Source organism: Arthrobacter sp. Z4-13 (assembly GCF_054792705.1).
Genome location: NZ_CP096459.1, coordinates 3,577,800 through 3,590,897, shown reverse-complemented (window position 1 = coordinate 3,590,897; position 13,098 = coordinate 3,577,800). Strand labels below are relative to the sequence as shown.

Below are 13,098 nucleotides of genomic sequence, written 5' to 3'. Positions count from 1 at the left end.
TGTCGGCGGGACGAACCTTCAGCGTGGGCTGAATGCCCCGTCCGCCAGGATGGCCACAGCGCTGCTGTCGTCCAGTTCCGCGGCGATATCGACGTCGTCCGAGTAGCCCGCGCCGGCCAGTTCGCGGCCGCTGGAACAACCGTGCAGCATCTCGCGGAGCCTCGGTTCCGCAGCCTCGAAGACCGCCATGGCCGCCACGGCGTCCGGCGAATAACCGTGCCTGCCGTCTTCTGGCTCGTAGCCGCCCTTGCCTGCGGCCACCAGGCCGGCAATGAACGCGCCTGCCCCTATCTGGTCCTCCACGGCCGGGCGGAGGGTGCCGTCCGGCCAGCGCTCACCCGCGGCGATCACTGCAATCACCGCATCCTCCGCGAGGTTGGCCCACGCCCAGTCCGCCGTTGCGGCCGCATTGCGCAGGGACACGGCGGCTACGAGCGGGACCTCGCCTGCCAGCTCATGGCAGAGTGCGGAACCGTTCGGGGACGGCAGGACCACCCGCTCAAGCGACGCCGCAGCCCGCATGCTGGCAGGGGAGAGGCTGAGCCCGCCGCCGTCGCGGGGACCGGCCAGTTCGGCACCGTGGTGGGCGGCGAAGTCCTCTGCGCTGGTGTCCTTCCAGGGGAATGGAAAAACCACGGCACCCCGGTCCAGGGCGACGGTGACGCAGGTGCTGAAGGACAGGACGTCCACCACCACCGCGAGGTCCGCCCCGGACGTGACGGTCCTGGCGCCGTCGGGCCCCCATTCCAGCCGCACCGTGTAGGGCAGTTGGCGGTGGGCCGCACTCGCTGTCAGTGTGTGGCGGGGGCTTGAGCCGGGTGCGTTCACGCGAGTTCGCCTTTCAGGTTCCGGTGTGCCGCGTCCAGCCACAGCTCACGCGCCCGGCCGCTGTGGAACAGCGGGTCAAGTTCCAGCAGATGGCGCACGACGGCGGTCCGCCCGGCAGCGAAGTCGGCGTCGCCGATGTGGGCATAGTCCTGGCGGACGTCCGCCACATACCGCGCGTACTCGTCAGGTTCGCCACCGAGAACCGAAAGGTCAGCGTCGCAGAGGAGGGCGCCGTCGTCGTCCCCCGGCCCGGGGCGGTGGTCCGACGTCAGCCGTACCAGCCGGGCCACCTCAGCCACCTCCGCTTCGGGCAGTCCGGCAGCCTGCAGCCGGTCCTCCGCGAGGCGGGCTGACTCTTCCTCGTCCTGGCCTGCCACGCCCCGGTAGACGGCGTCGTGGAACCATGCGGCCAGCAAAACGCTGCGGGGAGGGTCAGCCGGATCCGTCAGCAGATCGAGGGCCTCCAGGACCGAGAGCAGGTGGGTGCAGCCGTGGTACCGGCGGTGCGGCTCGCTCCACCGGTCCAGGAGGTCGAGGAAGAGCGCGTCGTGGCCGGGCATGATGGCGTCCCACCGGTTGAACAGCGGAACCTTGAGCGACTTGTTCCGCTGCCGGGCAGGGATCCGCAGGCCGCTGGCGATCAGCTTGCGGACCAGGACCCTGGCCTCCACCGGGATGGCCCCGGCCGCCACCAGGTCATCGAAGCGGCGCTCCGCGACGTCGTAGTGGTCGCCGTCGAAGGCGCGCTCCGGAATCCCGGCCGCGGTGGCGAACTGATGCAGTTCCGCCAGCGACGAGTCCGACACCAGGTGTGAGAAGTGCGTCCCGTGGGCAGGCCAGAGCGGCGGGTCAATGTAGATGGCCATGGAGGAAGTCTAGTAGGAGAGCTGTCCACGGGTGCGGGGTGGCAGCTACTGAGGCCACGGTTCCGAAGATGCGTCGCCGTTTTGCTGTGACTACCGCAAATGCGCCGTACACTGGCGGAATGACCATAATTCGCGTTGCTGAAGCAGCCCGGTTCCTGGGTGTCAGTGACGATACGGTGCGCCGCTGGATGGACAACGGATCCCTCACCCCCGTGAGGGACGGCGGCGGCCGGCTCGCCGTGGACGGCCTTGAGCTCGCCCGGCACGCCCAGAAGCTGGTGCAGCTCCCGGACGATCCACTCCGCAGCGGCAGTTCGGCGCGAAACCGCTTCGTAGGGCTGGTCACCGGCATTGTGGCGGACAAGGTCATGGCCCAGGTGGAGCTGCAGTGCGGGCCGTTCCGGGTGGTGTCGCTGATGAGCAGTGAGGCCGTCCGGGAGCTTGGGCTGGAACCGGGATCCGTGGCCACCGCGGTGGTCAAAGCCACCACCGTCATCATCGAAACGCCGTTGGGCAAGGCGCTGTGAAGAAGAACCAAAAGCCGATGGCTCTGCTGCTGGCGGTCCTTATGACGGCCACGCTGGCAGCCTGCAGTGGCAGCGGCCAGGCCGCGGGCAACGGCGGCCGGTCACTGACCGTGTTCGCCGCAGCCTCCCTCAAGGCCAGCTTTACGGAATTGGCAAGAACCTTCGAAGCCCGGCACCCCGGCACCACCGTCACCCTGAGTTTCGCCGGATCAGCGGACCTTGCCACCCAGATCAACCAAGGCGCACCCACGGACGTCTTCGCCTCCGCGGACACCAGGAACATGGGAAAACTGCAGGAGGCCGGACTGGTGGACGGCGAACCCCAGGTCTTCGCCACCAATACGCTCGCCATCGCAGTCCCTCCGGGAAATCCGGCCGGCATCCGCTCCTTCGCCGACCTCGCTAAATCTGGCATACGGCTGGTCCAGTGTGCGCAGCAGGTGCCTTGCGGGACCGCCGTGGCCGCTATCGAACAACAAACCGGAACGGAACTTAACCCGGTCAGCGAGGAAAACTCCGTGACGGACGTGCTCGGCAAAGTTATCTCCGGGGAAGCCGACGCCGGTTTGGTCTACGTGACCGACGTCCAGTCCGCGGCGGGCAAGGTGGAGGAGGTTCCCTTCCCGGAAGCCGCCGGCGCCGTCAACAGCTACCCCGCCGCCGTGTTGTCCGGCAGCCGGAACAGCAAAGACGCGCGCGCTTTCCTCGAACTGCTGTCCAGCCCCGAAGGCCAGCAGGTGCTGGCGGCCGCCGGCTTCGGCAGTGGTCAACAGTGAGCGGGGCGGAGTGAGCCGCCAGGCTTACAGCGGCGTTCCGCGCTGGATCTACGCCGTCGCGGTCCTTGCCGCCCTGGTGGTGGTCCTGCCGTTGTTCGCCATGGTCGCGAGGGTCAACTGGGCCAACTTCCTTCCGTTGGTCACCTCCGAATCCGCTGTGTCGGCCTTGGGACTGAGTTTGCGGACTTCCGTTGCCAGCACTGTCCTGTGCGTCGTGCTCGGTGTGCCGCTGGCGCTGGTCCTTGCCCGGGGCAGGTTTCCGCTGCAGGGCCTGCTGCGCTCGCTGGTGCTGCTCCCACTTGTGCTGCCGCCGGTGGTGGGCGGCATCGCACTCCTTTACACGTTCGGCCGGCAGGGCCTCCTGGGCCGGACCCTGGAGGTCCTCGGCCTCCAGATTGCCTTCTCCACCACGGCAGTTGTCCTGGCACAGACTTTCGTGGCCCTGCCGTTTCTGGTGGTGAGCCTGGAAGGGGCCCTGCGGACCGGCGGCGAACGGTACGAAGCCGTGGCGGCCACCCTCGGCGCCTCTCCCGGGCGGGTGTTCCGCCGGGTGACGCTGCCGCTGGTTCTGCCAGGGCTGGCCTCGGGGGCCGTGCTCTCCTTTGCCCGCAGCCTGGGCGAGTTCGGCGCCACCCTGACCTTCGCGGGCAGCCTTCAGGGGGTGACCCGGACCCTGCCGCTGGAGATCTACCTGCAGCGTGAAACGGACCCGGATGCCGCCGTCGCACTTTCCCTGGTGCTGGTGGCCGTGGCGGTTGCCGTGGTGGCACTTGCGTACCGGCGGCCCGGCGGAGGTGCCCTGTGGGCTTCTGCACGGCGGGCTTCCATGCAGCACACGACGACGGCTCCGGCGCCGGGCGGGAACGCCGCGTGACGTTCACCTTCGAGGCAGCCGTGGCGGAGCGGGGATTCGATGTGGCCCTGACTGTCGGCCCCGGCGAAACCGTGGCAGTGATGGGGCCGAACGGGGCGGGCAAATCGACGCTGCTGTCCGTGATCGCCGGCCTGCTTCGGCCGGACAGCGGCCGGGCTGAGCTCAGCGGGAAGGCGCTGTTCGATCTCACTCCGGGCAGGAGATCATGGACGCCGCCGCATCACCGCGGCACCGCACTGCTCGCCCAGGAAGCCCTGCTGTTTCCCCACCTCACTGCCCTGGAAAACGTGGCCTTTGGTCCGCGGAGCGCCGGGGCGGCCAGGCAGAAGGCCAGAACTGAAGCCATGCGCTGGCTGGCTGAGGTGGAAGCGGGGGACCTCCACCACCGCCGTCCGGCGGAACTCTCCGGCGGCCAGGCCCAACGCGTTGCGGTGGCCAGGGCGCTCGCTGCGGACCCAGGTCTCCTTCTCCTGGATGAGCCCATGGCCGCCCTCGACATCCACTCCGCACCGCTGTTGCGCCGCCTGTTGAAGCGGGTCCTTGCCGGCAGGCAGGCCATCATCATCACCCACGACGTCCTGGACGCGCTGATGCTGGCGGATCGTGTGGTCATTCTGGAAGGCGGCAGGATTTCAGAAGAAGGGCCAACCCGCGGGGTACTCGAGCGGCCCCGCAGCTCATTCGCCGCCGGGCTGGCGGGGCTCAACCTGATTCCTGGAACCCTCGCCGCTGACGGGCTTAGAACGGCTGACGGCCAGACCATTGCCGGCCGGGTGGAGGACGCCGTCCCGGCAGGGCAGGGGGACCGGGCAGCGGTGGCCGTGTTCCCGCCGTCCGCCGTGTCCGTATTCCTCGACGACGCCCACGGCAGTCCGCGCAATTACTTCGAGGTGACCATCACGGACCTGGAGCCGCACGGGGATCTCATCCGGGTACGGGCGGGAAGCCTTGCGGCCGACATAACTCCCGCCGCTTCAGCGGACCTGGGCCTTGTCCCCGGCTTGCCAGTGCACTTCGTGGTGAAGGCCATGGCCGTGGCCATCTATCCGGCCTGAACCGGCCCGCCACCACACGGGTATTACATTCCTGTGCCTGCCTACATTCCCGGCAGGTCCAGGGATTCGTAGACCTGAATGCTGGCGCCAGGCATCATGAGGTGCGGGTGCCCGTCCAGCAGGGCCTGGGCACCGGCGAGGTCCTCGGCCTGGAGAATCCCATATCCCGCCACGCCCGTGCTGATGTCTGAGGTGCCGGTTGAGGTGATGTCCTTGCCGGCCCCGAGCGGTTTCCCCATGTCCACGATGCCGTCGCCGGCGCCCTCGGCCCACGCCATCCACGCCTTCATGCCCTCCTGGGCGGCCTCGGGCGAGCTTTCGGCCATTTGCGCCTGGGCTGACTGTGCTGCGATGTAGAGAACAACAAACTTCTTCATTGCCTGTCCCGTCTCCCGTGTGCCGGCGGCATTGTGCTCCCCGGTCACTAGGTGATCCTAGGGTGGATCGGACCGGTTGAAAACGGGCTGTCGGGTGGCGCGCACCGGTTCGCCGTGGGCAAACAGGAAATAAAAGGTACCCCGTTCAAAGTTGAGCGTAGTAGACTCAACCTAGATTAAATGTCTCTGAAAGGAGCTCTCTTTGGACGTCAAATTCACCACCAAGAGCCAGGAGGCTCTTTCGGCTGCGGCCATGAATGCCTCCACCGCCGGCAACCCGCAGGTGGAGCCTGCCCATCTGCTTAAGGCGCTGATGGACCAGCGTGAAGGCGTCGCAGTGGCGCTTCTCCGCGCCACCGGAACCGACCCTGACGCTGTCAGCGTCCAGGCGAGCAGTGCCATCAAAGATCTGCCGGCCACCTCCGGTGCGTCCAGCCAGCAGGCACAGCTGTCCCGCCCCGCGCTGCAGGCCATCCAGAACGCCAAGGGGGAGGCTGAGCGGTTGGGTGACACCTTCGTCTCCACCGAAGTGCTCCTCCTGGGTCTTTCGGCCGGAAGTGACGCCGTGGGTCGGTTGCTGCGCGACGCCGGCGCCTCCCATGAAGCGCTGCTCGCCGCCCTGCCGGGTGTCCGCGGCGACCGGAAAGTCACCACCCCGGACCCGGAAAACACCTTCCAGTCCCTGGAGAAGTTCGGCACGGACCTCACCGCCATGGCCCGGTCCGGCAAACTGGACCCGGTGATCGGCCGCGACACGGAAATCCGCCGGATCGTCCAGGTCCTCAGCCGCCGCACCAAGAACAACCCCGTGATTATCGGCGAGCCCGGCGTCGGCAAGACCGCCGTCGTTGAAGGACTGGCCCAGCGCATGGTGGCCGGGGACGTGCCGGAAAGCCTGCGCGGCAAGACCCTGATAGCCCTGGACCTGGCCTCCATGGTGGCCGGGGCGAAGTACCGCGGCGAGTTCGAGGAGCGCCTCAAGGCCGTCCTCGAGGAAATTAAGAATTCTGAGGGGCAGATCGTCACTTTTATCGATGAGATCCACACGGTGGTGGGTGCAGGCGCCACCGGCGACTCGTCCATGGATGCCGGCAACATGCTCAAGCCCATGCTGGCACGCGGCGAGTTGCGGCTTATCGGCGCCACCACGCTGGATGAGTACCGCGAGAACATCGAAAAGGACCCTGCCCTGGAGCGCCGCTTCCAGCAGGTGTACGTGGGCGAGCCCAGTGTCGAGGACACCATCGGCATCCTCCGCGGCCTGAAGGAGCGCTACGAGGCGCACCACAAGGTAGCCATCGCAGACTCTGCCCTTGTGGCCGCTGCGACGCTCTCCAACCGCTACATTTCCGGGCGCCAGCTGCCGGACAAGGCCATCGACCTGGTGGACGAAGCGGCGTCCCGGCTGCGGATGGAAATTGACTCGGCACCTGAGGAAATCGACCAGCTGCGCCGCGCCGTTGACCGGCTCACCATGGAGGAGCTGGCGCTGGAGGGCGAGACCGACGCCGCCTCCGTGGAGCGCCTCGCCGCGCTCCGGGCGGACAAGGCGGACCGGGAAGAGGAACTCGCCGGACTGAACGCCCGCTGGGAGGCGGAAAAGGCCGGACTTAACCGGGTGGGTGACCTCAAGGCCAAACTGGACGAGCTGCGCTCCACCGCGGACAAAGCACAGCGTGAAGGCGACCTGGAGACGGCGTCGCGGATCCTCTACGGCGAGATCCCGGCGCTGGAACGGGAACTGAATGCTGCCGCGGAGGCCGAAGCCGCCGTCACGGACAAGTCCGCGCAGATGGTGGCGGAACAGGTAACCGCCGACGACATCGCCGAGGTCATTTCCGCCTGGACCGGCATTCCCGCCGGCCGCATGCTGCAGGGTGAAAGCCAAAAGCTGCTGCACATGGAGGAGGAGCTCGGGAAACGGCTGATCGGCCAGAAAAAGGCTGTCACCGCTGTTTCCGACGCCGTCCGCCGCGCCCGTGCCGGCATCAGCGATCCCAACCGCCCCACCGGTTCGTTCCTGTTCCTGGGCCCCACCGGCGTCGGTAAGACAGAGCTCGCCAAGGCCCTCGCGGACTTCCTGTTCGACGACGAACGGGCCATGGTGCGGATTGACATGTCCGAGTACGGCGAGAAGCATTCCGTGGCGCGGCTCGTGGGTGCGCCTCCGGGATACGTGGGCTACGAGGAGGGCGGCCAGCTAACCGAAGCCGTCCGCCGCCGTCCGTATTCGGTGGTGCTGCTGGACGAGGTTGAGAAGGCCCATCCGGAGGTCTTCGACATCCTCCTGCAGGTGCTCGACGACGGGCGCCTCACCGACGGCCAGGGCCGCACCGTGGACTTCCGCAACGCGATCCTGGTGCTGACGTCCAACCTGGGCAGCCAGTTCCTGGTGGACCCCTCGCTGGATGCCGAGGCAAAGCGCAACGCGGTCATGTCCACCGTCAACGCCTCCTTCAAGCCGGAGTTCCTGAACCGGCTGGACGAAGTGGTGCTGTTTGATCCGCTGTCGGTGGAAGAACTGGCCCGCATTGTGGAGCTGCAGGTGGCTGAACTGGGCCGGAGGCTGCACGAGCGCCGGCTCACCCTCGACGTCTCCGAGGGCGCCCGCGCCTGGCTGGCCATGTCCGGCTTCGACTCCGCCTACGGCGCCCGGCCGCTGCGCCGGCTGGTGCAGCGGGAGATCGGCGACCGGCTGGCCAAGGCCATCCTGTCCGGCGGGATCGCTGACGGGGACACTGTGCTGGTGGACACGGCCACCGACGTCGATGAACTCACCATCGAAGGGCTGGAGGCGCTCGCCGGGCCGAACGGCGGCGCTGTCCCGGGAACGGGACTGGTGGTCCGCCGGAAGGATTAGGCCCGCCGGAAGGATCAAGGGCCGGACCCGCCTGAGACGTGCTGCCCTGGCGCCCCCAGTGCTAGGGCAGCACGCTCGCGTTAACGTTGTTGCCACCGGGGGAAGTTACGTAGCAGTCCAGCCTGCGGTCCCCGGAGCCCCAACTGGTTGAACTGGGGTAGCTGCGCTCGAAGTTCAGCGTGTACTGGTTGGCGGCCGGACCCAGCTTTGCCGCCTGGCATGCCTCCAAGGCTTTTGCCTTCAATGCTTCCGCCCCCGGGTAGGACCCGCCTTCCGGGTAGTGGAACAGGGCAACCAGCTGCGCGGAATGGCCGGTGTCGCACGGCACAATGGTGGATTTCAACGCCTCCGGGCTGAAGTCCTTGAAGCAGTCGCCCAGGGCATAGCTGGCAGGCTCCGCCTCGCGGGGCAGTGGCAGCGGGGTTGCGGGTGGCGTGACAGAGGTTTCCAGGATGCCGGGAACGGGGCCCGCAGACGCCTCCTGGTTCCCGTTGCCGTACAGCCACATGGCAAGCCACACCAGCGAGCCGATGACGGCCAGGACAACGACGACGAAGAACGCCTTCCACAGTGTCCGCTGGTTGACGCTGCCACGGCCCGCTTCGGGCCCCTGGGGGAGGACCGACCGGTCCTGGTCCCACGCACCGCCCTGGTCCCGCACCTGTCCCTTGCTGCGCGCCGGAGGTTCGGCTGCCGGCACCCCGTATTCGGCAGCGGGCACCGTGGGCAGGCCGGCGGTGGGCGGAGAGGCGGGTTTGGGCGGAACGTCCTGGTGGTTCACGGGGTGCATCCTCCTGCGTTTTGTCCGCATGCGCAGCCGGATTTCCGGCCAGTTTCAGTAGTTGCTGATGCGACTCTACCGAAGAAAAAAGCCAGATTCCGGCCTTGGAAGGGCCGGAATGGTACTGCATGTGACCGCCGTACGCCGAGGCTGGCAAGCGGGGGGAGTCGAAAGCATGTAATCTAGGTGTACGACAAATTGACCAAACATTCCGGGGCCTCACCATAGCCAAAGGTGACCACCTCCGGTCCAAGTACAAAAGGGGGTCACGCCATGGGGCGCGGCCGTCAAAAGGCAAAAGCTACCAAGCAGGCTCGGGATATTAAGTACTACTCCCCGAATACTGACTATTCGGCACTTCAGCGCGAGCTGACGGGCCCGAGCAGTCGTGCCACGAGCCATTACGCGAATGAGCCGGTTGAACCGGACTATTCGGCTTATGTGGATAAGTACGCGGATGATTTGGAAGAAGACGACGACGAGGTAGACACCCGTCGCATCGGCTAGTTGTCACGAGGTGCTGTTGCCGTAACCGGACAGCCCTGTGACGCCGTCGCACTTATGGATTCAGCATCTGGATCCTGGTCTCCGTGTTGGACCAGTGCAGCGCTTCTTTTGGCACCCTGATCCGGTCGGATCGCGGGTGCCGACCTCAGTTATGAAGCCCGCCCCCTGCGCCGTAAACCGGTGCCGGGAGCGGGCTTCTTGTTGTTGCTTTGGGATCATTAGCGCGCTGCCGCCCGTTCCCCGCCGGTTCCCGCCTGAGCTGTTGGCAGTTCTCCGGTATCTTGCGGCGGTGACACCCGGACAACAGTGCCGCCGGTGCCAGAAAGCCCCACGGCCAGCACCGACGCCAGTACCAGCGCGGTTGCCGGCGCCAGGACTGTCCACGGTGCCCGTTCCACATAACCAATACCCTCGGCCAGAATAAGGCCCCATTCGGGTGATGGCTGTTGCGGGCCCAGCCCCAGGAATCCGAGTGCCGCGAGGGAAAGCGCTACTCCCGGCAGCCGGAGCATCGCGTGCCGCAGCAGCGGCCGCACCACCGCCGGCAAAATGTAACGCAGCATGATGCGCGCCCTGCCCACCCCCAGCACCGGGAGGATCTGCACGTAGGACTGTGCCCGTGCTTCCTGGGCCAAAGCGGCGGTATGGGCGGCCAGCGGCGCCCAACTCACGGCGGCTACGGCCAGGGCAGCACCCTGCGCCGAAGGCCCCATCATGGCGGCAACAACCAGGCCCGCGAGGATGGGCGGCGCGGCGTTTGCCACCTCAAGAGGCCCCGTGGCAGCCAAGGGGAACAGGCCGACGGCGATTCCCACGGCCAGGCAGGCGAGCACCACTACCAGCGCGGTTCCCAGCGTCCCAACGGCTCCGTGCCCCACGCGGGCCAGGAGGTCGCGGCCGCTGGCGTCGGCACCAAAGGGCAGTGCCCAGGTGGGTGATTCCAGCCTCGTATGTTCGGAGGTGAAGGGGTCCCGCAGCAGCCCAGCCCCGACGATCAGCAGCAAGGCGGCGGCCGCAACTGCCGGCACGGCCAGCTGGCGGCGGCGCGCTGGCCGCGGTGGCTCCGGAAGGGGAAGTGTGCCGAAGCGGACCGCAGGACCGATCAGCAAGTAACGGACCGTCGTCGTCAGCGTTCCCGCCAACAGTGCCAGCCCCATGAGCGCCAGCATGCCTGCCTGGAGGGTAGGGATGTCCTGGGCGCTGGCGGCGCCCAGAAGAAGCCGGCCGAGCCCCGGAACGGCGTAGACCTTTTCGACGGCCACTGCCCCGCCGGTCAGTCCGATGAGGACCAGCCCGATCTGTGGCAGCACTGACGGCAGCGCGCGCCGCAGAACAGCGCGCGTCAGCTGCCCGGCTCCAGCACCGGCCAGGCGCCAGGTAGCCACCCACTTCTCCCCAAAGCCCGCGCGGATGGCATCGGACAGGAGCAGTCCCATCAGGCCGCCTGCCGGGATGCCGAGGGCGAGGGCCGGCAGGACGGCGTACTCCGGGCCCTTCCAGCCGAACGGCGGAAACCACCGGAGCCAGACGGCGCCCACTACCAGCAACATAGCGGCGAGCACGAACTCCGGCAGGGAGGTCAGCGCAGCGGACAGGGCACCTGACGCCGGCCTCCGCCGCTCCCGGAGCCCGTCCTGCACGGCAGGCGCGCAGATCAGCAGGGCAAGGACTGCCGCTGCGGCGATGGCAAAACCCATCAGGGTCACCGAGACGCTCAACGCGGTGGCGACGCCGGGTCCGACAGGAGCGTTGCTGATCCAGGACGTGCCCAGGTCCCCGGCGAGGATACCTTGGGCCCAGGACCCAAGCATGGCCAGCGGCCCATGTTCCAGGCCGAGCTCTGCGCGGATGGCGGCGAGGGCTTCGGGCGTGGGCTCGCGGTCCGCGTACCGGGCGCGAAGGATGGTGTACTCGGCGCCGCGGCCCGAGAGCCACGGCATCATCCCGACGAGCACCACGAGTCCGAGGAGGGCGGTGATCCGCGAGGCCGTGACTTTCAGGAAGGCCGGAGCGGGCATCAGCCTGCGGCGCCTGTGCTGGTGGGTCCGCTGCTGATTCCCGTCTTGCCCGTGATCAGGGCACGCTCGCGCGGATCACGCTCCACGTTGAGGATCCGGGTGGATTCGCCTTGGATGACGCGTTCGTGGAGCAGCGGGATGGCGGCGTCCCGGGCAAGGATGAGGCTCTCGACGGCCGCGGTGGCTGTGCGTCGCTCCGGGCCGGCAGGGCTGCCCGCGGCTTTGGCCAAGGCCGCGTCCACTGCCGGATCGCAGAATTGGGAGATGTTGAAGGAGCCGGCGCAGGAGAAGTCGCTGTAGAGGTAAGCCACGGGGTCGCCGGAGTCCAGCACCGTGGCGCGCGAGAGGATGAACGCATCAAATGCGCCGGCCAGGGCGTCCGCTTCGATGTGCTGGTACTCGCGGACGTCCTGCTCAACGGTAAAGCCGGCAGCTTCGAGCTGCTGCTCAAGCTGGACCGCTACTTCCGGCAATTCGGCGCGGTCCGTGAAGGTCCCAAGCCGGATGGGCGTCCCCTTGACGGCGATTGCGGCAATGCGTGCAGCCAGCGCGGCGGCGTAGCCTTCGTTTCCCCGCTCGTCCGCTGCCCACGGAAGCGCCGGGCCGAGCAGCCCGGCGGCCTTGTCTGCGCGCCCCTCGTAGACCCTGTCCACAATGGTGCCGGCATCGATGGCTTCGCGGGCTGCGGCGCGGACGGCGGGATCAGCGAACGGACCGGACGCCGTGTTGAGGTACAGCGTGTTGGTCCGCGGCATCGGCACTTCATGCACCAGGGCCGGGTCGATCTGCGCCACCTGGCCCACGGGGATCGCTTCCACGATGTCCGCGTTCCCGGTCCGCAGCGCCGCTGCCCGCGCAGTTCCGTCCGGGACGAACTCGACGTCCACGCCGTCGGCTTCCGCCTTTTCGCCCCAGTACCCGTCGAAGCGGTCCAGCCGTGCGGACGATGTGCCCTCCACTGAGACCAGCCGGTACGGCCCCGTGCCGGCATTCCGGGGATCAACCAGGCCGCCGTCCTTGTAGGCCGAGGCTGCGAGGACGGCCAATTGCGGACTGGACAGCCGTTGGGGCAGGAGCGGATCAGGCGTCGCCGTCCTGATTATCACGGCCCCGGGGCCATCGGCCTGGGCGGTGAGCTCGACGCCGTCCAGGATCCTCGGCTTGGGGCTGGCCTGCGCGGCGGCCGTCAGGGAGGCAACAACCTCCGTCGACGTCATCGCCGTTCCGTCATGAAACTCCACGCCGTCCCGCAGCGTGAAACGCCACGAGGTGCCATCGATTTGCTGCCACTCGCCGGCCAGCGCCGGTTTGGCCTCGCCGAGATCGTCAAGCACCACCAGGGTCTCGGCGGTCTTCCAGCGCGACAGCTTGAAGGCGTCGTCGCTCAGTGGCGACAACCCGGACCGGGGCGGCTGAAGCATGGCGAGTTTGATTCGGCCGGCACCGGCGCCACCCTCCGCCGCCTGCTCGGCGCCGGCGAAACATCCGGTCAGGCCGGCGGCAATCAGCAGGGCTGAGAGGGTGGTTACGCTGGCTTTCAGTCGTATTTTTGGCACGTTTGTTACCCGTTTCGGTTATAGATGCTGCAGGGAAATGGCCGGCCATCGGCCGGAGAGGGCTTTGCGTAGA

Annotated in this window: 12 protein-coding genes; 6 read left to right on the top strand and 6 right to left on the bottom strand. The window is 67.7% G+C overall.

The genetic code is table 11. From position 1 onward, the window contains the following. Positions 1-18 precede the first annotated feature (18 nt). Together M1E07_RS18425 and M1E07_RS18420 are read right to left on the bottom strand one after the other, a co-directional pair. On the bottom strand, positions 19-828 hold the full coding sequence (locus M1E07_RS18425) for a 2-phosphosulfolactate phosphatase (RefSeq protein ID WP_461188063.1): 810 nt from the start codon (positions 826-828) through the stop codon (positions 19-21). After that, positions 825-1,694, bottom strand: a complete 870-nt coding sequence (locus M1E07_RS18420) for a DUF4031 domain-containing protein (protein ID WP_461188062.1) — start codon at positions 1,692-1,694, stop codon at positions 825-827. The genes M1E07_RS18425 and M1E07_RS18420 overlap by 4 nt, the downstream gene beginning before the upstream one ends. Before the next feature lie 119 nt (positions 1,695-1,813). Here M1E07_RS18420 and M1E07_RS18415 point away from each other — a divergent pair, with 119 nt between their 5' ends. From M1E07_RS18415 to M1E07_RS18400, 4 genes are read left to right on the top strand one after another with little or no spacing between them, the layout of a single operon-like run. After that, complete coding sequence (locus tag M1E07_RS18415) at positions 1,814-2,221, top strand: TOBE domain-containing protein (protein WP_461188061.1); 408 nt, start codon at positions 1,814-1,816, stop codon at positions 2,219-2,221. Positions 2,222-2,238: 17 nt separating this feature from the next. Further along, positions 2,239-2,997 carry a molybdate ABC transporter substrate-binding protein gene (modA, locus tag M1E07_RS18410; protein WP_461190436.1) on the top strand — a complete coding sequence of 253 codons (759 nt, stop codon included), beginning with the start codon at positions 2,239-2,241 and terminating at the stop codon, positions 2,995-2,997. Positions 2,998-3,007: 10 nt separating this feature from the next. Beyond that, positions 3,008-3,871, top strand: a complete 864-nt coding sequence (locus tag M1E07_RS18405; RefSeq protein WP_461188060.1) for an ABC transporter permease — start codon at positions 3,008-3,010, stop codon at positions 3,869-3,871. Next, on the top strand, positions 3,868-4,926 hold the full coding sequence (locus M1E07_RS18400; protein WP_461190435.1) for a sulfate/molybdate ABC transporter ATP-binding protein: 1,059 nt from the start codon (positions 3,868-3,870) through the stop codon (positions 4,924-4,926). The genes M1E07_RS18405 and M1E07_RS18400 overlap by 4 nt, the downstream gene beginning before the upstream one ends. A 41-nt stretch (positions 4,927-4,967) precedes the next feature. Here M1E07_RS18400 and M1E07_RS18395 read toward each other — a convergent pair whose 3' ends face one another. Then, positions 4,968-5,351 (bottom strand): hypothetical protein, encoded by a 384-nt coding sequence (locus tag M1E07_RS18395; RefSeq protein WP_461188059.1) that lies wholly within the window; start codon positions 5,349-5,351, stop codon positions 4,968-4,970. 154 nt (positions 5,352-5,505) lie between these two features. Between M1E07_RS18395 and clpB the strand changes: the two genes are divergently transcribed. Further along, entirely contained in the window at positions 5,506-8,163 is a 2,658-nt protein-coding gene (gene clpB / locus M1E07_RS18390; RefSeq protein ID WP_461188058.1) for an ATP-dependent chaperone ClpB, read from the top strand. 61 nt (positions 8,164-8,224) lie between these two features. Here clpB and M1E07_RS18385 read toward each other — a convergent pair whose 3' ends face one another. After that, the gene (locus tag M1E07_RS18385) at positions 8,225-8,953 is read right to left on the bottom strand and encodes a septum formation family protein (RefSeq protein WP_461188057.1); all 729 of its coding nucleotides are present in this window, start codon (positions 8,951-8,953) and stop codon (positions 8,225-8,227) included. Between the two features lie 264 nt (positions 8,954-9,217). Here M1E07_RS18385 and M1E07_RS18380 point away from each other — a divergent pair, with 264 nt between their 5' ends. Then, positions 9,218-9,451 (top strand): DUF3073 domain-containing protein, encoded by a 234-nt coding sequence (locus M1E07_RS18380; protein ID WP_009359485.1) that lies wholly within the window; start codon positions 9,218-9,220, stop codon positions 9,449-9,451. Between the two features lie 218 nt (positions 9,452-9,669). Here M1E07_RS18380 and M1E07_RS18375 read toward each other — a convergent pair whose 3' ends face one another. Further along, a complete protein-coding gene (locus M1E07_RS18375) occupies positions 9,670-11,469 on the bottom strand; it encodes an ABC transporter permease subunit (protein ID WP_461188056.1) in 1,800 nt (599 codons plus the stop codon). Continuing rightward, the gene (locus M1E07_RS18370; protein ID WP_461190434.1) at positions 11,469-12,890 is read right to left on the bottom strand and encodes an ABC transporter substrate-binding protein; all 1,422 of its coding nucleotides are present in this window, start codon (positions 12,888-12,890) and stop codon (positions 11,469-11,471) included. The genes M1E07_RS18375 and M1E07_RS18370 overlap by 1 nt, the downstream gene beginning before the upstream one ends. Positions 12,891-13,098 lie beyond the last annotated feature (208 nt).

What these genes read in the sequence shown, in the direction of transcription:
- modA (WP_461190436.1), top strand. Translation starts at nt 2,239, where the DNA reads ATGGCTCTGCTGCTGGCGGTCCTTATGACGGCCACGCTGGCAGCCTGC.
- M1E07_RS18415 (WP_461188061.1), top strand. Translation starts at nt 1,814, where the DNA reads ATGACCATAATTCGCGTTGCTGAAGCAGCCCGGTTCCTGGGTGTCAGT.
- M1E07_RS18385 (WP_461188057.1), bottom strand. Translation starts at nt 8,953, where the DNA reads ATGCACCCCGTGAACCACCAGGACGTTCCGCCCAAACCCGCCTCTCCG.
- M1E07_RS18380 (WP_009359485.1), top strand. Translation starts at nt 9,218, where the DNA reads ATGGGGCGCGGCCGTCAAAAGGCAAAAGCTACCAAGCAGGCTCGGGAT.
- M1E07_RS18375 (WP_461188056.1), bottom strand. Translation starts at nt 11,469, where the DNA reads ATGCCCGCTCCGGCCTTCCTGAAAGTCACGGCCTCGCGGATCACCGCC.
- M1E07_RS18420 (WP_461188062.1), bottom strand. Translation starts at nt 1,694, where the DNA reads ATGGCCATCTACATTGACCCGCCGCTCTGGCCTGCCCACGGGACGCAC.
- M1E07_RS18370 (WP_461190434.1), bottom strand. Translation starts at nt 12,890, where the DNA reads ATGCTTCAGCCGCCCCGGTCCGGGTTGTCGCCACTGAGCGACGACGCC.